Consider the following 20361-nt stretch of genomic DNA (forward strand, 5'->3'; position numbering starts at 1 on the left):
GCGCCACGACAGCCTCGTCTACACTTAACCTACATTCACCTGTCTGAAATTCAACCGTGCATGGGCAGGCAGAGTTAGCTATCATGTGCGCCCATTTTTATGGCTGCGATTGATCAGGAGAAACAACGACATGTCCCGGAACTCGTCATCCAAAGAAATATGGTATGAGACGCTGCACGATCATTTTGGTCAGTACTTTAGCGTCGATAAAGAGTTATACCGTGAAAAAACCGATCACCAGGATCTGGTCATTTTCGAAAATGCGGCGCTGGGTCGCGTCATGGCACTCGACGGCGTGGTGCAAACCACTGAGCGTGATGAATTCATTTACCATGAAATGCTGACCCATGTGCCTTTGTTCGCCCACGGCCACGCTAAAAAGGTGTTGATCATTGGCGGCGGTGACGGCGCCATGCTGCGCGAAGTGTGCCGCCATAAAGGCGTGGAAGCGATCACGATGGTGGAAATTGATGCCGGCGTGGTGGAGTTTTGCCGCCAGTATCTGCCTAACCATAATGCCGGTGCGTATGATGATCCGCGTTTCAAACTGGTGATCGACGACGGTGTGAACTTCGTTAATCAGAGTGCTGAAACCTTCGATGTGATCATCTCCGACTGCACCGATCCTATCGGCCCCGGCGAAAGCCTGTTTACGTCGGCGTTCTACGAAGGTTGTGCCCGTTGCCTCAATCCGGGCGGCATTTTTGTGGCACAAAATGGCGTGTGTTTCCTCCAGCAGGATGAAGCGGTGAACAGCCACACCAAACTGAGTCATTACTTCAGTGATGTCAGTTTCTATCAGGCTGCGATCCCGACTTATTACGGTGGCATCATGACCTTCGCCTGGGCGACAAACAGCCCGGAATATCGCCAGATGGATAACCACACCTTGCAGGCGCGTTTTGACGCCGCAGACATCACCTGTCGTTATTACAATCCGGCGATTCATCATGGCAGCTTTGCCCTGCCGCAATATTTACTGAATGCCCTGTCAGCCGCGCGCTGATACCGCATCCATAAGGGGGTGAACTAAATTGCAAAAGCTGAAACTGCACGGTTTCAACAACCTGACCAAAAGCCTGAGTTTTTGTATCTACGATATCTGCTACGCCAAAACCGCAGATGATCGTGACGGCTATATTGCCTACATTGACAAAGAATATAACGCCAACCGTCTGACGGAAATTCTCACCGAAACCTGCTCCATTATCGGTGCCAATATTCTCAACGTAGCGCGACAGGATTACGAACCACAGGGTGCCAGCGTCACGATTTTGGTGAGCGAAGAGCCGGTGGATCCCCGTGATGTGGATAACACTGAGCATCCGGGCCCGTTGCCGAATTCGGTGGTCGCGCATCTGGATAAGAGCCATATCTGCGTGCATACCTATCCGGAAAGCCATCCTGAAGCGGGCCTGTGCACCTTCCGCGCCGACATTGAAGTCTCGACCTGTGGGGTGATTTCACCGCTGAAAGCGCTGAACTACCTGATTCATCAGCTTGAATCGGATATCGTCACTATCGACTACCGTGTGCGTGGTTTCACCCGTGACGTGAACGGCGTTAAGCATTACATCGACCATTCCATTAATTCGATTCAGAACTTCATGTCGCAGGATATAAAAGCGCTGTACGACATGATGGACGTCAACGTGTATCAGGAAAATATCTTTCATACCAAGATGTTATTGAAAGAATTCGATCTGAAGCATTATTTGTTTAATGCCAAACCGGAAGAACTGAGTGCCGCAGAACGCAAGGAAATCACCGATTTGTTGTACAAAGAAATGCAGGAAATTTATTACGGTCGCAATCTTCCGTCAGTCTGATCAGGGCTGAATAAAGAAAAGGCCGGGCATGTTTACAATGTCCGGCCTTTTTGGTTTTGGCGGGGGGAGTAAATCAGGCCAGTGTCAGCGTAAAGGGCTGTTCGCCCAGTGCCTGCTGAATATCCCGGTTCAGCCCTTTATCGGTAATAATATCCGTCATCTCAGCCAGCGGCGTGACGCAAAACAGCGAGTACGCACCGTATTTACTGCTGTCGGCCAGCAACACCCGGCGACGTGCATTCACCGCCAGATCCTGCTTCAGCCCGGCTTTTTCTTCCGTCGGCGTGGTGATGCCCTTATCCAGACTCCACGAGTTGCAACTGACAAAAGCAATGTCAGGGTAAACGCTGCGCAACAAACGACGGCCATGTTCGCCAACACAAGACTGACTGCTGTCGTCGATACGTCCGCCGATAATCGTGACTTCAATTTGCTTAAACTCTGATAAAAACAGCGCGATACGCAGATCGGCGGTGATCACCCGCAGTGGCAAATGCGTCAGGTTACGCGCCAGTGCCAGCATCGTGGTACCCGCATCCAGCACCACAGCGTCCCCCGGTTTCACCATCGCAGCGGCGACTTCTGCTATGGCCTGCTTTTCCTGCAAACTGCGCTGCAGTTTTTCATTGGTGGTCGGCTGGCTGGGAATAAACCGGTTGAGCGTCACACCGCCATGACTGCGGCTGATCACGCCCTGTTCATCCAGCTTTATCAGGTCGCGGCGAATAGTCGCCGGAGATGCCGCAATGGCGGCAACCAGTTGTTCTACGGTGACCAGATTATGGCTTTTCAGATAATCCATAATCTGATCGAGGCGGCTTTGTCCGGTCAACGTGATTCCTTTTTGCTCTGCGCCACTGACGCGAAATTACGCCAGTTGTACGGCTAACTGAATAGAGATCGCCATGCTCTCAGACTTGGCTTTTCCTGTCCACGCAATATCAAACGCGGTGCCATGGTCAGCCGACGTGCGGATGAACGGCAGACCGGCGGTGATGTTCACCCCGTCATAGAATCCCATCAGTTTCAGCGGGATATGGCCCTGATCGTGATACATCGCGACCACCATATCGTACATCCCTTCATAAGTTTGCAGGAAAACCGTATCCGGCGGGCATGGACCGTAGACGTTAATTCCTTTGGCTTTCATTTTCTCTACCGACGGCCCGACAATCTTAATTTCTTCATCACCGAACAGCCCGTTTTCACCCGCATGCGGATTCACACCGGCGACAGCGATACGTGGATTTTCATAACCGACGCGACGCAGGAAGGTATCCGCCATCTGAATCACCGTTTCTACCCGCTCGTGACTGAGCGTATCGAGGAATTTACGCAGCGCGATATGCGTGCTGACGTGGATAACCTTGAGTTTGTCGGTGTAAAGCACCATCGCGTAGTCGCGGCTGTCAGTGAGTTTCGCCAGCAGTTCGGTATGTCCCGGATAAATATGCCCGGCAGAATGCAGCGCTTCTTTATTCAGCGGTGCGGTAGCAATGGCGTGCACCTGTCCGGCCATGGCCAGTTCTGTCGCACGTTTTACACAGCGATAAGCCAGATCCCCGGCCTCTTTTTGCACTTTGCCCGGCACCAGTGCATCAGGATTTGCCAGCGGTTCGTCAATAACGTTAATCACACCGGGCGCGAAATTCGCCTGCGAGACGTCATCGATAATACGCAGTTCCGCTGCAGGCGTGATACCTAAGCCAAGGATACGGCGGAATGTGGCGGCGCAACCGACCACCACCGCTTTCGTGCCGGAAAGCTCACCTTCAGCCAACGCTTTAATGATAATTTCAGGGCCGATACCGGCAGGGTCACCCATCGTTACTGCGATAATTTTAGTCACTCAACTTCTCCTCAATAAAGCGTAAAACTTCAAGTAGCGTACTTTCGGTACCGAACCCTCCGGCCTTGGTCATGACCGGCAGCCGGTGAATCTGACTGCCTTGCAGATAGCCCCAGGGAACGCAGCCTGCAATTTGTCCTTTAATTTCAAAACCTTTTGCCCCGAGCGCACGAACCACCGCCAGCGCGATATCACCACCGGTAAGGTAAATGCCGCCCGGATGCGTCTGCTGTAAGACGTGCCGGATCAGTTGCCCGAGAAAGGCGGCAATCCGCTCGCCCATCTGCGAGCGGCTGATGTCATGTTGCTGGCAAAATTGCGCAATCCGGTGCCGCTGTTCTGCGCCCTGCGACGTGCGGATCACACAGTGTTTGCCCTGCGCCAGCGCTTGAGAAATCTGCGCGACCAGCGTTTGCTGTATATCGATAAATTCATCTGAAAACAAAGGCATAACATCGATATCCAGCAGCGAAATCGCCCTGTGCTGCATTACGCAGGCCACCTGTTGCAAGGCGATTTCACTCATCGAACCGACCACTGCCAGCAACGGCAATTTCTTACCGGATATCACCGGAGGATGTTCATTGTCATGCAACGCGGCATCGGTCAGCGCATGGATAAGGCCGGAAGCCCCCACCATCAGCGGTCTGAATGGCAGGCTTTCAGCGGCCTGAACAATCAGCTTCAGATCTTCTGGCGTCTCGCTGTCCGCTATCAGAATGCGGACGCCGGACGCCACAAGAGCAAATATCACTTTGTGCAAATCACCGCTTCGTAACGCTTCAAGGCTGACGTGGTGCTGTTTCAGCGACGTCTGTTCAGCCAGTCGCTCTGCTATGCTGGCGGTATGCACCGGCGTTTTCGGATCGCTCGCAAATTCGGTTTCAGTCAGCAATTGGCCGTTGACGTAACATTTACCATCCGCCACCACACGACCAAGTGCAGGCACAGCGGGAGCGACAATCGCCAGCGGGCAATGGAGCACCGTCAGCGCCGCTTCGGTTTCTGCCCCTAAATTGCCGCGCAGAGTGGAATCAATTTTCTTAAACACCCAATGCTGACCAGAGATGGCCGCCATTCCCGCCTGCACAGCCAGAGTCACTTTCTGTGCCGCCTGTGCCGCGCTCAGCGCCCGGCTGTCACTGCTGTAAATCACCGCGCTTGCGCTGCTGCCCCTCTGCACTTCAGTCTGAATATCAAACTGCACATGCGCGGTCAGCCCCTGGCGGACAAGCGCCACGCCGGTGTCATTCGCGCCGGTAAAATCGTCAGCGATAACCAGAAGCGCGGCAGGCGTGCGATACGCCGGGATTGTCAGTGTTTCAGCCATCATGGCTCCGTAAAGGATCGGGTTGGGTTAATCTTGCTGGATATGATTATATTCAATCATGATTGATTATATGTGAGCAACATCAAATTATTCAACTTCAATTTCGCCTATAAATTGCCCTGACGATGTGAGGCATATCGACCTTTGGTGATTGAACTCACTCTTACAAAAGACTCAGACGGCAGGAATCAGGCATGAATATAAACAGTACGATCATCAGCGGTTATCAGTCATTACAGGACATTGGCTACCTTCTGACCGGAAAACGACAGGTGCTACTGGTCAGCGATAAGAACATTATCGGCCTGCCGCCGGTGCAATCGCTGATAACACAGATGCAGAAAGCAGGCTGTCAGGTGACGGTAATTGATAACGTGCCGCCGGAGCCAAGCCAGCATGACGTTACGGCGATCCTAAGCGCGCTGAAAAAGCCTGTCGTAGATCTGGTGATTGGCGCAGGCGGCGGCAGCGTGCTGGATGTGGCAAAACTGCTTTCCCTGCTTTGTGCGGGCGATGAAAACGTCACGCTGGAAAGCCTGCTGGCCGGTGAAAAGCCGCAGCGCCGCACCCCGTCTTTGCTGATCCCGACCACTGCCGGCACCGGGTCAGAATCCACGCCAAACGCGATTCTGGCTATCCCGGAAAAGGAAACCAAAGTCGGCATTATTACGCCAGTGATGCTGCCTGATTATGTGGCGCTGGTGCCGGAACTGACCACCAGTATGCCTGCGCACATCGCGGCCTCCACCGGCATTGATGCGCTGTGCCATCTGTTCGAATGCTTTACGTCAGTGATCGCCAGTCCGGTCAGCGACAACTTTGCCCTGGTCGGCATGAAGAAACTGTTCGCCAGTATCGAAACGGCCGTCGCTGAGCCGGGAAATCTGGCAGCACGGCTGGATATGCTGTGGGCGTCTTATTACGGCGGCGCGTCGATTGCCCATGCCGGTACGCATATGGTGCATGCGATGTCCTATCCGCTCGGCGGGAAATATCACATTCCTCATGGGATTGCGAATGCCATTCTGCTGGCACCGTGCATGGCGTTTGTACGACCGTCTGCGGTCAGTAAATTCGCCCGCGCCTGGGATTTAATTCCGGACGCTGACCGGAAATTAAGTGAGGAAGAAAAATCCTATGCGCTGGTGGAATATTTTGACGCACTGGTACATCGCCTGGATTTACCGGTCAAATTAAGCCAGCTGAATATCACACCTGACGACATTCCCTATTTGTCGCAGGGGGCAATAGAGGTACAACGTTTGATTAAAAATGTGCCCATGCCGGTTGAGAAAAATCAAATAGAAGAAATTTACCGCAGCATCAGATAACCCCTTATTTCGTATCCGATGACAACGACGTGAAGAGAATAAGATGAATAACATTACCGGAGTTTATACCGCGATTGTGACGCCCTTTTCCGCTGACGGAAAACTCGATAGCGACGCATTGCGCCAGCAGGTAAAACGCCAGAAACAGGCAGGTAATAATATTTTCTGCAACGGCACCAACGGGGAATTTTTTATGCTCAGCGAGCAGGAAAAAATTCAGGTAACAGAAATCTGTCTTGAAGCCGCAGGGGATGACACGGGCGTGATGTCGCATGTCGGCGAGATTTCTACCCGTGACACACTCAGGCTGGGCAAACAGATTGAAAAACTCGGCGTGCGCGCCGTGTCAGTGATTACACCGTGGTTTGCGGCATTGCGTCCGCAGGAACTGATCGCGCATTTTCGCGCGGTGGCCGATGCGCTGACCGTGCCGGTGTATCTCTACAATATTCCCGCCCGCACCGGCAATACGCTGACGCCAGAGGTCGTGCGTGTGCTGGCCGACCATCCGAACATCAAAGGCATTAAAGACAGCGCCGGTTCGTGGGAAAGCCTGCACGGCTTCCATGAGGTCAGTCGTCAGTTTGCGGATTTTGATGTGCTGACCGGGCCAGACTCACTGATTTACAAAGGTTTCACCGAAGGCAGTGCCGGATGTATTTCCGGTATCGCCAATATTATTCCTGCTCAGGTGAATGCCGTTTACCGCCATTGGCAGGAAAACAATGCGCCAGCGGCCGAAATCGTTCAGGCCGATATCAATCAGATCCGAACCGATCTTTACAGCATCGCATTTTCCCCGGCTGTGGTTAAAAAAGCCGTGAATCTGCTCGGTTTTAACGTGGGTGAAAGCCGGTATCCGGTCGAATTCACGCAGGACGATACACAAAAGATCCTGACCGTTATTAAGACCTTTAATTTGCGCGATTAAACGCGCCTTACACCTTCTGAATCCACCGACACCTGCGCATGAAAATCCGCAGGCAGGGTCCCCTACGCGCTGTGTGAGGAAAAAATGAAAGAATTTAGCTCATCAGATACGTTAATTATCATCGGTATAGTTCTGGCCTACATTGTGTTTACCACCTGGCTGACCTACCGGTTACGCAGTAAAACCAACGGCGATTTCATGGAAGGCTCGCGTGCAATGCCGGCCTTTATCGTCGGCGTGTTGCTGATGTCGGAATACATCGGCGCAAAATCCACCATCGGTACCGCACAGGCGGCGTTTGAAGGCGGTTTCGCCGCGTCCTGGTCGATCCTGGGTGCGGCCATCGGCTTCCCGATATTCGGTTTACTGCTGGTAAAACGCATTTATAACACCGGAAAAATCACCATTTCCGGGGCGATTGCCGAGAAGTACGGCAATACCACCAAGAACATTATTTCGCTCATCATGATTTACGCCCTGCTGCTGGTGAACGTCGGTAACTACGTCAGCGGTGCGGCGGCAATTTCCACCGTGCTGAAAGTGAACCTGCCGGTCGCGGCGTTTATCACCGCCGTGGTCAGTACGTTCTACTTCGCCTTCGGCGGCATGAAAGGCATGGCGTGGGTCACCATGTTGCACAGCGCCCTCAAGTACATCGGCGTACTGATCATTCTGGGCATCGCACTGCACATGACCGGCGGCGTGATGCCGATGGTCAAAGAGATGCCTGATTTCTACTGGACGTGGGACGGCAGCATCGGTGCCAGCACCATCTTCGCGTGGCTGATCGGCACCATCGGCTCCATCTTCTGTACGCAATTCGTCATTCAGGCGATTTCATCGACCAAAAGCGCCGAGTCTGCCAAACGCGCAACCTGGGTTGCTTTCTTCTTCTGCATTCCGATTGCGCTGGCGATTGGCATGATCGGTGTCGCGGCGAAGTTTCTGCATCCTGAAATGAACAGCCTGTATGCCCTGCCAATCTTCATTCAGGACATGAATCCGTGGCTTGCCGGTCTGGTCACTACCTCGCTGGTGGCGTCGATTTTCGTCAGCGTGAGTACCGTCGCGCTGGCCATTGCCTCGCTGATTGTGAAAGATTTCTACGTGCCTTACCGCAACCCGACGCCGGAGCGCGAGTTCAAAATGACCCGCTGGCTGTCGCTGCTGATTGGCTTCCTGCCGCTGATTTTCGTGTTACTGGTGCCGGAAGTGCTGAAGCTGTCGTTCTTCACCCGCGCTATCCGTCTGTCGATTTCCGTGGTCGCGGTGATGGCCTTTTATCTGCCGTTCTTTAAAAGTGCGCACGGTGCAAATGCCGGTCTGATTGGTGCCTGCGTAGTGACCTCCGTCTGGTACCTGCTCGGCGATCCATTTGGTATCAATAACATGTATATCGCGCTGGTCACACCGGCCATCATTATGTTGGTTGACCGTCTGATCCCACAGCGCACCAATAAAAACAAAAATGCACACATTATTCAAAAGTCTGGAGCCCTAAGATGATCACTGAAACGCTAACCGTCGAACGCAGCGGCAAAGTTCATATTGCTGAACATGACGCCGCGCGCCGTGAGGCTATGTTGCCGTCGGATTGTCCGCAAAATCATGCCGCCAATCTGCTGCCTTTACCCGACGGCAGCCTGTTATGCACATGGTTTGCCGGTACCCAGGAAGGTATCGCTGATATTTCCATTTACCTGTCGCGCCTGGAAAAAGGTGCGCAGGTCTGGAGCCGGCCGGTGAAACTTTCAGAGGATGCCAGCCGTTCCGAGCAAAATCCGGTGCTGTTTCTTGACCCGGATAATGTGCTCTGGCTGATGTACACCGCGCAGAAATCCGGCAATCAGGACACCGCGATTGTGCGTTTTCGTCAGTCCCACGACATGGGAAAAAGCTGGGGAGAAATCGGTACATTACTCGGTGAGCCCGGCACTTTTATCCGTCAGCCGGTCACCGTGCTGGCCAACGGTGACTGGCTGCTGCCGGTATTTTATTGCCGCACACAGCCCGGTGAAAAATGGGTCGGCAACAATGACGACAGCGCCGTCAAAATTTCCAGTGATAAGGGCAAAACCTGGCGTGACGTGGCAGTGCCAGAAAGCACCGGCTGCGTGCATATGAACATCACGCCGCTGCACGACGGCAGCCTGCTGGCGTTGTACCGCAGCCGCTGGGCAGATTTCATCTACCAGAGCCGTTCCGTGGATAGCGGCAATAGCTGGAGCGCGCCGCAACCGACCGCACTGCCTAACAATAACTCATCGATTCAGGTGACGACGCTCGCCAACGGGCATCTGGCGATGGTCTTCAATAATCTCAGCGCCGCCGATGCCAGCGAACGCCGGGCCTCGCTGTATGACGAGATTGAAGATGAAGACGACGACGTACGCACCGAAACGCCGGGGGAAACCGGTGGCCGCACAGCCTTCTGGGGCGCTCCGCGCGCACCGATGACACTGGCGATTTCGGAAGACGGTGGCCGCTCGTGGCCATACCTGCGCGATCTGGAAACCGGCGATGGCTATTGCATGACCAATAACTCACAGCAAAAACTGAACCGCGAATTTTCTTATCCCAGCATCAGGCAGGGGCTGAACGGCGAACTGCATATCGCCTTCACCTACTACAGGCAGGCGATCAAATACGTCTGCGTCGAAGAATCCTGGGTAAAAGGCTGATACCGCCCCGGCCTCATTGTCAGGAGTAAGCCATGAACTCAACACCGAGTAAACACGCGCTGGTGACAGGATGCAGCTCAGGCATTGGCGAAACGGTGTGCCTGACACTGCTGGCGCAGGGCTGGAGAGTGACCGGACTGGCGCGCCGTGAAGTGAGTTTTTCTCATCCTCACTTTACCGGTATCCTGCTGGATATCACCGGCACGACACAACTGACGGCATTTCTGGAAACACTGCCTCAGGTGGATGCCGTGGTTCACGCCGCAGGCATGATGCAAGCAGCACCGCTGGGGCAACTGGATCTGCAGGCCAGCGAAGCATTGTGGAAACTGCATATTGGCGTGGCAGAAGTGCTGGCTGACCGGCTGGTAGATAAAATGCCCGACGGCGGGCGCATCGTATTGCTGGGCAGCCGGACGTCATCGGGTGCCGCCGGTCGCAGCCAATACGTCGCCACAAAATCCGCCATGACCGGCATGGTGCGCAGCTGGGCAGCAGAGCTGGCACCGCGCGGCATTACCGTCAATATTGTGGCTCCCGGCGCGACACAAACCCCGATGCTGGATAATCCGCAACGGCAAAGTTCTCCGCCTAAATTGCCACCGATTGGCCGGTTTATTCAGCCTCAGGAAGTTGCCGATTTAGTCTGTTATTTACTTTCTCCTTCTGCGGCTGCGATTACCGGTCAGCAATTAATCATTTGCGGCGGCGCATCGCTGTAACTCAATAAGCGATCCTTAAGTAAAATATCCTGGCCGGTATAAAAACCGGCTATACTTCTTAAGGCAAATTAATAGTTAAGGAGTGATTAAATTTTTATTTAAGTCAAATTTATCGTCAATCGATCTAGCTACTAAGCCAAATTTAAAAAACAATACACAAACCCTAAATCAAATATAATTTATCTATAACCAATAATTTAGCTTATGGCAGATCAAAAGATCGCTTTTTTATTAAAAACAGATAAATTGCTTTAATTATCCCCGCCCGCCCATTAGCATCGCGTCATTGCTTACTAAGCAAACAGCTCCATCCACCGCAAGCAGAAATAAAACATGAAAATGATTAAATTAAAGACCGTATCCAGCCTGCTGGTCGCGAGTTCTTTATTGGTTTCCGGGGTTTCCCGGGCCGGGGAAAATTTGTTAAGCAGCAATACTGAAGGGATGCGGCACTATGTGAGTTACGGTGCTGAATATTATAAGTGGGACGAATCCGTCGATAATATGGACGGTAAATATGTTGCTGAACATGGCCCGCGCCTGCGCGTTAATTTCGGATCCAATAATTATCTTGATACGCAAAGCGGCTTATTAAAAGCCTGGGACATGAGCGTCATGTTCGGGATCGTCCGTTATAAAGGCAGTACGCTTGACGATCAGGCCAACGTGCAAAACGGATCGCTCAAGGGCAAAACCTATTACACCGGCTACAGTGCGGACATGACCCGCGGCTACCGTTACTGGGCATCCGACAGTGTTTCTTTCGATATGAAAGGCGCGCTTGGCGGCCAGGCATGGCTGAGAAATATCCGCTCTGATGATGTTTATATCGCCTCAGAAAATGCCACGCGGCAGTACACCGCCGTGGAAGTGACTGTGCAACCTTACGCTAAAGCGTCATTGGGTGCGAACTGGCAAATGACCACAGATTCACGTCTGAGTCTGGAAGGCGGTGCGCTGTATCCGATTAAAACCTGGACGCACAGCAATCAGGGCTCGGTCTGGCTGGAGCCGAAATCCAGGCTTTCGCCATTTACCAGCCTGACCTGGAATATCAACAAAGATGTTTTTGTGAAAGCCAGTTATGTGCATCAGAAATACGGTAAGTCTGACGAGAAACAAGGTGATCTGAACGGACGTACCGTCGGTTATTATCAGCCCGCGACCACCACTTCCACCGTGGGTCTGGAAGTCGGTTTCTACTTCTGATGATTTCAGCAACTCAGCGCCCCTCAAGCGGATTGTTCCGGTGTAAATAACCGGGACAATCGCTTATCTTAAAAGCCTCCTTTTCCAGAGGCTTACCTTTCTTATGGATCGTTTTGCAACGCTGTGTGGCGTTCTCGCCATTTTATTGTGGAGTATGAGCGTGGCGCTCACCCGCAGTTTGTCCGAATCTCTGGGGCCCTTTGGCGCGGCCGCGTCAATTTATACTGTCAGTGGGATTTTAGTCTGGATGGTCGGCGGCAAGCCAACGTTGCGCGGCGAATCTGCGGCCTATCTGATCATCTGCGGTCTGTTATTTATCTTTTATATGGTGGCGTTTTCGCTGGCCATTGGTCTGGCGCATACCCGGCAGCAAACGCTGGAACTCGGGTTGATCAATTATTTGTGGCCAAGTCTGACGCTGCTGTTTGCGGTTCCGTTGCTGAAATTACGCGTACGCTGGTGGATCTGGCCGGGGGCAGTACTGGCGTTTGCAGGCGTGTTATGGGCGATCAGCGGCGGTCACGGGCTGGATATTCGTCAGCTAATGCGTAATGTGCACGGCAACCCGGTGGCTTATGGTCTGGCATTGGGTGCTGCCGTTTCATGGGCGCTGTATTCCAATCTGGTGCGCGTATTGTGTAAAGGTAAAGGCGTGCTGCCGTTGTTTCTGCTGGCGACCGGTGCCGTGCTGTGGGTGCTGTACTTTACCTATTCATCGAACCGCATCAGCCTGAGATTACCGGCGATTCTTGAACTGCTGGCAATGGGCGCGGTGACGGCTATTTCTTATCAATGCTGGGATATCGCGATGAAAAAGGGTAATGCGACGCTGGTGGCTGCGCTGTCGTACTTCACGCCGCTGTCATCGATTCTGATTGCCGGATTATGGCTGCACACCCTGCCGGGCGCGAGTTTCTGGCCGGGGGTGCTGATGGTAGTCGGCGGTTCGCTGCTCTGCTGGACCGCCTCGCGGGGTAAATAAGTTTTAGCGATAGGTCGTCACGAAAGAACGGTATTTAGCGAGGACTTGCAGGAAGTCCTCGACACCGCAAAATGCCAGACTCTCTTCGTCGTAATAGCTCATGCCTTCTTCAATCTCATCACCGTCGAAATCCAGCTGATTGGCGCGGATCATCACCTCATCGTCGGCTAACAACAGCGTGTATTCATGACCAACCATTTGCGTCTGGCGTTCGCTGCCTTTCAGCTCACTCAGCGCGGCTTCAACGTGATCGAGCACGCTCAGGTCGCCCTTCACTTCTTCATTCAGCCAGTGGCCCAGCACTTCGTGGCCCATTGAAAAACGCACTTTGACCTCACCGGTGATGTCGCGTAAAAAATCGTAATCCATGGCGCAGTCCTCTGGAAAAATCACAATAAAAAAGGGAGCCGAAGCTCCCTTTCAACACTGGCGCAAATATAGCGATTTAGACTGCGGTTTGGAAGATCACACCGTCAGCTTTATCCGTATATTCGCTCAGTTTGTCGAAGTTCAGATAACGGTAGGTATCCACCGCAGTCTTATCCACTTCTGCCATATAACCGAGATATTCTTCCGGTGTTGGCAGGCGACCCAGCAGGGACGCCACCGCGGCCAGTTCCGCTGAGGCCAGATAGACGTTAGCGCCATTGCCCAGACGGTTCGGGAAGTTACGCGTTGACGTGGAAACCACGGTAGAACCGTCAGCCACACGCGCCTGGTTACCCATGCACAGTGAACAGCCCGGAATTTCTACACGCGCACCGCTCTTACCAAAGACGCTGTAATAGCCCTCTTCAGTCAGCTGTGCCGCATCCATTTTAGTCGGTGGTGCAACCCACAGACGGGTTGGTAACGCGCCTTTATGGCTGTCGAGCAGTTTACCGGCCGCACGGAAGTGACCAATGTTAGTCATGCACGAACCGATAAAGACTTCATCGATTTTGCTGTTCTGTACGGAAGACAGCAGACGCGCATCATCCGGATCGTTCGGCGCACAAAGGATTGGCTCTTTGATGTCCGCCAGATCGATTTCGATCACAGCCGCGTATTCGGCATCCGCATCCGCTTCGAGCAGGGTAGGATTCGCCAGCCACTCTTCCATGCCTTTGATACGACGCTCGATGGTACGACGATCGCCGTAACCTTCAGAGATCATCCACTTCAGCAGCACAATGTTAGAGCTGAGGTATTCTTTGATCGGTGCCTGATCCAGTTTGATCGTACAACCTGCCGCTGAACGCTCTGCAGACGCATCCGCCAGTTCAAATGCCTGTTCTACTTTCAGTTCCGGCAAGCCTTCGATTTCCAGAATACGGCCAGAGAAGAGGTTTTTCTTACCTTTCTTCTCAACGGTCAGATGGCCTTCTTTAATCGCGTAGTAAGGGATCGCATGCACCAGATCACGCAGGGTGATGCCCGGTTGCATTTTGCCCTTGAAACGCACCAGAACGGATTCCGGCATATCAAGAGGCATCACGCCGGTCGCTGCCGCAAAGGCCACCAGACCGGAACCCGCCGGGAAAGAAATCCCAATCGGGAAACGGGTATGGGAGTCACCGCCGGTGCCAACTGTATCAGGCAGCAGCATGCGGTTCAGCCAGGAGTGAATAATGCCATCGCCCGGGCGCAGTGAAACACCGCCACGGTTCATGATGAAATCAGGCAGCGTGTGATGGGTGGTCACGTCAACCGGCTTAGGATACGCCGCGGTATGACAGAATGACTGCATCACCAGATCGGCGGAGAAGCCCAGACACGCCAGGTCTTTCAGTTCATCGCGGGTCATCGGACCGGTAGTGTCCTGAGAACCCACCGATGTCATTTTGGGTTCGCAATATTCGTTCGGACGAACACCGGCAACGCCACAGGCGCGGCCCACCATTTTCTGTGCCAGCGAAAAGCCTTTGTTGCTTGCAGCGACAGGTTTCGCAATGCGGAACACTTCGCTCTGCGGTAATTTCAGCGATTCACGGGCTTTGGTGGTTAAACCACGGCCGATGATCAATGGAATACGACCGCCTGCACGCACTTCGTCGAGCAGTACGTCGGTTTTCAGTTCGAAAGTGGCGAGCACTTCGTCGGTTTCGTGATGACGCACTTCACCTTTATACGGATAGATGTCGATAACATCGCCCATGTTCAGGTTAGACACGTCCACTTCGATCGGTAAGGCACCGGCATCTTCCATGGTGTTGAAGAAAATTGGCGCGATTTTGCCGCCGAGCACCACACCGCCGCCGCGTTTGTTTGGCACATGAGGAATGTCATCACCCATGAACCACAGCACGGAGTTGGTCGCTGATTTACGCGAAGAACCGGTACCGACAACGTCACCCACGTAAGCCAGCGGGAAGCCTTTTTTGTTCAGTTCTTCGATTTGTTTGATCGGACCGACGCTGCCCGGTTGATCCGGATGGATGCCTTCACGTTCATTTTTCAGCATTGCCAGCGCATGCAGAGGAATATCTGGACGGGACCAGGCATCCGGAGCAGGTGACAAATCATCGGTATTGGTTTCGCCGGTCACTTTAAACACGGTGACGGTGATTTTTTCGGCCAGTTGCGGGCGCGACAGATACCATTCGGCATCCGCCCACGACTGAAGGATTTTTTTCGCGTGTTCGTTGCCCGCGTGTGCTTTTTCTTCCACATCGTAGAAGTTATCAAACATCAGCAACGTGTGGGACAGCGCTTTCGCGGCAATAGGTGCCAGCGTGTCGTTATCCAGTGCGTCGATCAGCGGGTGAATGTTGTAACCGCCCTGCATGGTGCCCAGCAGTTCAACAGCTTTTTCAGGAGTGACCAACGGAGAGGTAGTTTCGCCTTTGGCGACGGCGGCCAGGAACCCGGCTTTAACATAGGCGGCTTCGTCGACGCCCGGTGGAACACGGTTAATCAGCAGGTCTAACAGAGTGTCTTCTTCGCCTTGCGGCGGATTCTTCAGGGACTCAACCAACGCTGCCATCTGTGAAGCATCAAGTGGCTTAGGGACGATGCCCTCTGCAGCACGCTCGGCTACGTGCTTACGGTATTCTTCTAGCACGACTTTCTCCTCGCTCTCATTGTCATTTATTATGCCTGGCTTCCATCATCAGCATCGCGTCATGCCTGTAGGGACAGGGGAATTCAAGCGGTCTGATGAATCGGGGACACTGCGGGTAAGAGGGTTTCTTGTTCTGAAACTATACGTCCTGAACCTGAGCACAGTGCCCTTTAGCGCCTGGGCAGCATAGCAGGATTTTGCCCGCTTGTTAATTCGTTCACATAAAAGCAACATTAAATCTTTGCTGAATCGTTGAGCACAGACGGATCGGCTGTTCATCCCGATTCGCCCTCCAGATCATCACAACAACCCTGATCATACAAGGGAATAAATGGCAGTAAATGCAGAAAAAAGACACCAAAAAACCGCCCAAAAGGACGGTCGATTTGTCTCTTCGATGTGCTGGCAGATAAGTGCTTCCTGAACAGAAAGTGAGTGAAAAGCAATCTTATAACTGCCGAACTTATCTTCGGATCGCAAAACACAACATTGGCAGGAAATACTTATTGCTCGGAAAAATAACTTCGCTATATGTTTTTGAATATTGATTTATTACTGATTACTCAGAAAGAAAGTTACAGTTTATTTAATGCAAAAAATTTATGATGGTAGTTTAACTATTGATATTTAGTATGAAAGTTAAGGAGTATTGAAATGATGGGATGCAATGGTAATGTGGCATTTGGAAATGAAAGCCGGAAAACTATTCAAGTTATCAGGAAACAATTTGAACTGTATAATTTAGGAAGATACTTGCTCACATCGGGCGTTATGTATTCTATTTTTGTTAAAAACGGAGCATTAGCAAGCAGTTATTATATAAACCAAACAGACTTTATCAGTTTCTTTCATTCAGCCGAAGCATTTGACCAGTACGCAAAAAACCAAATTTACCTTTCAATAAACAGGCAACTGATATTTTCGACAACGCATGGCACAGAACATGATTTCTGGAAGTGCATGGAAAAAGCGTTTAAATAACAAGGAACGTTCAGTATGAAAAAAATCCTCCTGATGTTGATGCTCACGATGGCATCCCCTTGCTTTGCGCATATCAATGAAGACATCGAATATAGCCGTGATAAGTACCTTTTAGCCTACAAGAACCTCAACACTAAACTAGAGGAATGTTTGACAGAAATGAAATCCCTGCCGTTTATTACTTCTGCGGATATCAAGGGTTTTGATAAACGAACGGTAAGCATAGCCGTTTTATACCTTGGCACAGCCCAAATCGATCAATGCGCCCGGGATGAACATCATCAGTTTATGATCAGGGCATTTGACTACTACGCTGCACTTACAGAAGTCAGCGTCTACAGCCAACAAATAAAAACACTTCATAATGATATCTTTGACCTTTTACCTGCCGGAAATATAAGGTTAGAAAGAGAATATGAAAGCTTTCCTTTAAAAACCAGAACGGAGCTTGAAGCACGCTTAAAAAATAAAAACCTCCGATCCTACCCCTCATTTCAAAGCAGCCCGCAGTATGATTTTGATGATAAATAGGCCGACGCCATCGTACATATCGGATTTTTTATCAGAACAAACCTCACTTCAGGTCGTCTGCAAAGGCGACCTTTTTCAGTAATAAATCATCGTAAACGTCGCCGTGCCATTCGCACTACCGCTGCTGAGTGTTTGCCCGTTGAGATAGTAGCGGGCAAAAAAAGGAATACTCAGGTTTCCTTCACTGGCCGAAGGGGTGATTGCCCATTGTTGCCCGAGGTTTACAGGCGTTGTGTCGCCTTTCAGTATCTGATAGTTGAGACTGCTGTCCAGGTTACCCAGCGATGTGTTGCGCGTATCGCAACTTACCCCGCCGCCAACCACACGTTGCCCACTGGAGTTAGTCAGGGCAATACCGCCCCCCTTGACGCCGGTGGAGTAAACCCCAGGGAAACCCGCGATTTCTGTACCGTTTCCGTAGTAACAGGCGATGATCGGGTCGCCGGAGAGTTCGTTGCTGCCACTCGTACCGCAAGTACCGCTCACATTGAAAGTATGCTGACTTCCGGGAATATCCGCCCCAACAGGCAAAGAAGATGTCACCGCAACTGAACTTCAATCCCAGGACTGCGGCATGGCCGGAGCGGTAGAACAGGCCGCCCATAATTTGCCAGAAAACAGGGCCAGAAACTGGTTCTGGTCGCTGCCGCCCGTGTTTTGCCAGGTACTGGCACCGCTGAGGTTGTAGTTGAGCAGCAAGGCCGGTGCGCCTTCATCCCATAATTCCGGGCTGACCGCGCCCCTTGCCAGCGTGTCGAGTAATTCCTGAGGAAGGGTGATCAGTAATTTCTGATGGGAAAAATCAAAATGGACGACCATGCCGGACATCAGGGTAGCGAAATCCTCCACCGGTTTCTGTGCCGGCCAGTCGCGTAATGCCGCAATGCTGCCGGTTTTCAGCCCCAGGGTCTGCCATTCTGCCGGGGTGAATAACGGCGACAGCGTCTGGTCCTTCAGGGCAATAAAGGTCACATCCTGCCGCCCTTTCAGCATGTCGTTGACCCACACATCCACACGGTAAATACCCGGCGTCTGTCCGCCCTCACGGGAAAATTGCAGTTGCCGCCAGGCGCTTTGTCCTGCGGGGGTGAGCAACGCCGCGGGGCGATAAAAAAGCTTCAGTCGGGTCTTCACCACGATTTGCAATAAACCGGCAGGGGATTCTTCAGGCAGGCGGGGAATGGCTTTGATGTTCAGCCAGAACAGGGATTCGCGATCGTCGGGTAATATGCCGCCGGTGCGGATAATCCGCAGGCTGTTATCTTCTCCGGCATTCAGGCGGAATAGTGCAAAAAAAAACGCCTCCGTAGAGGCGTTCATCAGCAAAAGCCAAAGATTACTTTTTCTTGGCTTTCGGGTTTGGCAGGTCAGTAATGCTGCCTTCGTAGATTTCTGCTGCCAGACCCACAGACTCATGCAGCGTCGGGTGAGCATGGATGGTCAGCGCGATATCTTCTGCATCACAACCCATTTCGATAGCCAGGCCGATCTCGCCCAGCAGCTCGCCGCCGTTGGTACCGACAATTGCACCACCGATAACACGGTGAGATTCTTTGTCGAAGATCAGTTTGGTCATACCGTCTGCACAGTCGGACGCGATAGCACGGCCTGAAGCTGCCCACGGGAAGGTGGCGGTTTCGTAGCTGATGCCTTTCTCTTTCGCTTCTTTCTCCGTCAGGCCAACCCAGGCAACTTCCGGCTCAGTGTAGGCGATGGATGGAATGACTTTCGGATCAAAGTAGTGTTTCTTGCCGGAAATGACTTCAGCAGCCACATGACCTTCGTGAACACCTTTGTGTGCCAGCATTGGCTGACCGACGATATCGCCGATAGCAAAGATATGTGGCACGTTGGTGCGCATTTGTTTGTCGACGTGGATGAAACCACGGTCGTCCACTTCGATACCTGCAGCGCCTGCTTCCAGCAGTTTGCCGTTAGGTACGCGGCCGATAGCCACCAGCACGGCGTCGTAACGCTGTGGTTCTGCCGGGGCTTTTTTACCTTCCATCGTGACGTAGATACCATCTTCTTTGGCTTCTACTGCGGTCACTTTGGTTTCCAGCATCAGGTTGAATTGCTTGCTGATTTTCTTAGTGAAGACTTTCACGACGTCTTTATCAGCCGCAGGGATCACCTGATCGAACATTTCTACCACATCAATCTGAGAACCCAGTGCGTGGTAAACGGTACCCATTTCCAGACCGATGATACCGCCGCCCATCACCAGCAAACGCTCAGGGACGCTTTTCAGCTCCAGGGCATCAGTGGAATCCCAGACACGTGGATCATCATGTGGAATGAATGGCAGTTTGATTGGACGGGAACCCGCCGCAATGATGGCATTGTCGAAAGTGATGGTCGTCGGACCATTTTCGCCTTCAACAACCAGAGTATTCGCGCCAGTAAATTTGCCCAGCCCGTTCACGACTTTGACTTTACGGCCTTTCGCCATACCGGACAGACCGCCGGTCAGCTGGTTGATAACTTTTTCTTTCCAGACGCGGACTTTATCGATGTCCGTTTTCGGCTCGCCGAAAACAATACCATGTTCAGCCAGTGCTTTTGCTTCAGAGATCACTTTCGCGACATGCAGCAGAGCTTTAGAAGGGATACAACCTACGTTCAGGCACACGCCACCGAGCGTGGAATAACGCTCAACCAGAACGGTTTCAAGACCTAAATCAGCGCAACGGAAAGCAGCAGAATAGCCCGCAGGGCCAGCCCCAAGTACCACGACCTGAGTTTTAATTTCAGTACTCATCATGACCTCTTAATTTATGTCCGGCGGGTCTGACGTCATTTTTGTGTTGCAACGCCCATCATCCACCGGGTCGTTCTATCCGCCCGCAGTTTACAAAATTGTTAACAAATTTGAAACAACAAACGGCATACGATTTGTGCTTAGTGCCTGAAAATCCCAAACAGCATGAAGAGATTATCAG

At 52.2% G+C, this 20361-nt stretch carries 19 protein-coding genes; 11 read left to right on the forward strand and 8 right to left on the reverse strand.

The features are described from left to right. Positions 1 to 130: 130 nt before the first annotated feature. Complete coding sequence (speE, locus tag J1781_RS02105; RefSeq protein WP_129953161.1) at positions 131 to 1006, forward strand: polyamine aminopropyltransferase; 876 nt, start codon at positions 131 to 133, stop codon at positions 1004 to 1006. A 28-nt stretch (positions 1007 to 1034) separates the two neighbouring features. Continuing rightward, positions 1035 to 1829, forward strand: a complete 795-nt coding sequence (gene speD / locus J1781_RS02110) for an adenosylmethionine decarboxylase (RefSeq protein WP_129953162.1) — start codon at positions 1035 to 1037, stop codon at positions 1827 to 1829. Positions 1830 to 1902: 73 nt separating this feature from the next. Here speD and J1781_RS02115 read toward each other — a convergent pair whose 3' ends face one another. The 3 genes from J1781_RS02115 to dtnK are packed head-to-tail and all read right to left on the reverse strand — an operon-like array spanning position 1903 to position 5011. Continuing rightward, complete coding sequence (locus J1781_RS02115; RefSeq protein WP_217233136.1) at positions 1903 to 2661, reverse strand: DeoR/GlpR family DNA-binding transcription regulator; 759 nt, start codon at positions 2659 to 2661, stop codon at positions 1903 to 1905. A gap of 36 nt (positions 2662 to 2697) precedes the next feature. Further along, positions 2698 to 3678: a D-threonate 4-phosphate dehydrogenase gene (locus J1781_RS02120; protein ID WP_129953164.1), complete on the reverse strand. Its 981-nt coding sequence runs from the start codon at positions 3676 to 3678 to the stop codon at positions 2698 to 2700. Further along, positions 3671 to 5011 carry a D-threonate kinase gene (dtnK, locus tag J1781_RS02125; RefSeq protein ID WP_238483176.1) on the reverse strand — a complete coding sequence of 447 codons (1341 nt, stop codon included), beginning with the start codon at positions 5009 to 5011 and terminating at the stop codon, positions 3671 to 3673. The genes J1781_RS02120 and dtnK overlap by 8 nt, the downstream gene beginning before the upstream one ends. Positions 5012 to 5202: 191 nt before the next feature. Here dtnK and J1781_RS02130 point away from each other — a divergent pair, with 191 nt between their 5' ends. The 7 genes from J1781_RS02130 (at position 5203) to yddG (ending at position 12864) form a co-directional block, all read left to right on the forward strand. Continuing rightward, the gene (locus J1781_RS02130) at positions 5203 to 6339 is read left to right on the forward strand and encodes an iron-containing alcohol dehydrogenase (RefSeq protein WP_217233137.1); all 1137 of its coding nucleotides are present in this window, start codon (positions 5203 to 5205) and stop codon (positions 6337 to 6339) included. A gap of 43 nt (positions 6340 to 6382) precedes the next feature. Further along, positions 6383 to 7270: a dihydrodipicolinate synthase family protein gene (locus J1781_RS02135; RefSeq protein WP_129953166.1), complete on the forward strand. Its 888-nt coding sequence runs from the start codon at positions 6383 to 6385 to the stop codon at positions 7268 to 7270. Positions 7271 to 7354: 84 nt separating this feature from the next. Continuing rightward, positions 7355 to 8776 carry a sodium:solute symporter family protein gene (locus J1781_RS02140; protein ID WP_217233138.1) on the forward strand — a complete coding sequence of 474 codons (1422 nt, stop codon included), beginning with the start codon at positions 7355 to 7357 and terminating at the stop codon, positions 8774 to 8776. Next, positions 8773 to 9951: a sialidase family protein gene (locus J1781_RS02145; protein ID WP_217233139.1), complete on the forward strand. Its 1179-nt coding sequence runs from the start codon at positions 8773 to 8775 to the stop codon at positions 9949 to 9951. Before J1781_RS02140 ends, J1781_RS02145 begins: the two co-directional genes overlap by 4 nt. A gap of 32 nt (positions 9952 to 9983) precedes the next feature. Then, positions 9984 to 10673, forward strand: coding sequence for an SDR family NAD(P)-dependent oxidoreductase (locus J1781_RS02150; protein WP_217233140.1), 690 nt, complete (start codon positions 9984 to 9986; stop codon positions 10671 to 10673). Positions 10674 to 11006: 333 nt separating this feature from the next. Continuing rightward, a complete protein-coding gene (locus J1781_RS02155; RefSeq protein WP_217233141.1) occupies positions 11007 to 11882 on the forward strand; it encodes a hypothetical protein in 876 nt (291 codons plus the stop codon). Between the two features lie 103 nt (positions 11883 to 11985). Beyond that, positions 11986 to 12864, forward strand: a complete 879-nt coding sequence (yddG, locus tag J1781_RS02160) for an aromatic amino acid DMT transporter YddG (RefSeq protein ID WP_217233142.1) — start codon at positions 11986 to 11988, stop codon at positions 12862 to 12864. A 3-nt stretch (positions 12865 to 12867) separates the two neighbouring features. On the opposite strand, the gene yacL is transcribed toward yddG, so the two are convergent. Together yacL and acnB are read right to left on the reverse strand one after the other, a co-directional pair. After that, entirely contained in the window at positions 12868 to 13233 is a 366-nt protein-coding gene (gene yacL / locus J1781_RS02165; protein ID WP_129953172.1) for a protein YacL, read from the reverse strand. Between the two features lie 76 nt (positions 13234 to 13309). After that, a complete protein-coding gene (gene acnB / locus J1781_RS02170) occupies positions 13310 to 15907 on the reverse strand; it encodes a bifunctional aconitate hydratase 2/2-methylisocitrate dehydratase (RefSeq protein ID WP_129953173.1) in 2598 nt (865 codons plus the stop codon). A gap of 654 nt (positions 15908 to 16561) precedes the next feature. Here acnB and J1781_RS02175 point away from each other — a divergent pair. Both J1781_RS02175 and J1781_RS02180 read left to right on the forward strand, forming a co-directional pair. Further along, positions 16562 to 16888, forward strand: a complete 327-nt coding sequence (locus J1781_RS02175) for a hypothetical protein (RefSeq protein WP_217156285.1) — start codon at positions 16562 to 16564, stop codon at positions 16886 to 16888. A gap of 15 nt (positions 16889 to 16903) precedes the next feature. Beyond that, positions 16904 to 17419 carry a hypothetical protein gene (locus tag J1781_RS02180; RefSeq protein WP_217218743.1) on the forward strand — a complete coding sequence of 172 codons (516 nt, stop codon included), beginning with the start codon at positions 16904 to 16906 and terminating at the stop codon, positions 17417 to 17419. Between the two features lie 75 nt (positions 17420 to 17494). Here the strand turns inward: J1781_RS02180 and J1781_RS02185 are convergent, their stop codons facing one another. The 3 genes from J1781_RS02185 to lpdA form a co-directional block, all read right to left on the reverse strand. Then, the gene (locus tag J1781_RS02185; RefSeq protein ID WP_240782834.1) at positions 17495 to 17905 is read right to left on the reverse strand and encodes a fimbrial protein; all 411 of its coding nucleotides are present in this window, start codon (positions 17903 to 17905) and stop codon (positions 17495 to 17497) included. Between the two features lie 69 nt (positions 17906 to 17974). After that, positions 17975 to 18739 carry a FimD/PapC N-terminal domain-containing protein gene (locus J1781_RS02190; RefSeq protein WP_217218742.1) on the reverse strand — a complete coding sequence of 255 codons (765 nt, stop codon included), beginning with the start codon at positions 18737 to 18739 and terminating at the stop codon, positions 17975 to 17977. Positions 18740 to 18755: 16 nt separating this feature from the next. Then, entirely contained in the window at positions 18756 to 20180 is a 1425-nt protein-coding gene (gene lpdA, locus J1781_RS02195; protein ID WP_013576983.1) for a dihydrolipoyl dehydrogenase, read from the reverse strand. Between the last annotated feature and the right edge of the window lie 181 nt (positions 20181 to 20361).

Origin of the sequence: Rahnella perminowiae (genome assembly GCF_019049695.1) — a bacterium.
Lineage (GTDB): Bacteria > Pseudomonadota > Gammaproteobacteria > Enterobacterales > Enterobacteriaceae > Rahnella > Rahnella perminowiae.

What these genes read in the sequence shown, in the direction of transcription:
- speE (WP_129953161.1), top strand. Translation starts at nt 131, where the DNA reads ATGTCCCGGAACTCGTCATCCAAAGAAATATGGTATGAGACGCTGCAC.
- dtnK (WP_238483176.1), bottom strand. Translation starts at nt 5,011, where the DNA reads ATGATGGCTGAAACACTGACAATCCCGGCGTATCGCACGCCTGCCGCG.
- J1781_RS02130 (WP_217233137.1), top strand. Translation starts at nt 5,203, where the DNA reads ATGAATATAAACAGTACGATCATCAGCGGTTATCAGTCATTACAGGAC.
- J1781_RS02135 (WP_129953166.1), top strand. Translation starts at nt 6,383, where the DNA reads ATGAATAACATTACCGGAGTTTATACCGCGATTGTGACGCCCTTTTCC.
- J1781_RS02140 (WP_217233138.1), top strand. Translation starts at nt 7,355, where the DNA reads ATGAAAGAATTTAGCTCATCAGATACGTTAATTATCATCGGTATAGTT.
- J1781_RS02145 (WP_217233139.1), top strand. Translation starts at nt 8,773, where the DNA reads ATGATCACTGAAACGCTAACCGTCGAACGCAGCGGCAAAGTTCATATT.
- J1781_RS02150 (WP_217233140.1), top strand. Translation starts at nt 9,984, where the DNA reads ATGAACTCAACACCGAGTAAACACGCGCTGGTGACAGGATGCAGCTCA.
- J1781_RS02155 (WP_217233141.1), top strand. Translation starts at nt 11,007, where the DNA reads ATGAAAATGATTAAATTAAAGACCGTATCCAGCCTGCTGGTCGCGAGT.
- yddG (WP_217233142.1), top strand. Translation starts at nt 11,986, where the DNA reads ATGGATCGTTTTGCAACGCTGTGTGGCGTTCTCGCCATTTTATTGTGG.
- yacL (WP_129953172.1), bottom strand. Translation starts at nt 13,233, where the DNA reads ATGGATTACGATTTTTTACGCGACATCACCGGTGAGGTCAAAGTGCGT.
- J1781_RS02175 (WP_217156285.1), top strand. Translation starts at nt 16,562, where the DNA reads ATGATGGGATGCAATGGTAATGTGGCATTTGGAAATGAAAGCCGGAAA.
- J1781_RS02180 (WP_217218743.1), top strand. Translation starts at nt 16,904, where the DNA reads ATGAAAAAAATCCTCCTGATGTTGATGCTCACGATGGCATCCCCTTGC.
- J1781_RS02190 (WP_217218742.1), bottom strand. Translation starts at nt 18,739, where the DNA reads ATGAACGCCTCTACGGAGGCGTTTTTTTTTGCACTATTCCGCCTGAAT.
- lpdA (WP_013576983.1), bottom strand. Translation starts at nt 20,180, where the DNA reads ATGAGTACTGAAATTAAAACTCAGGTCGTGGTACTTGGGGCTGGCCCT.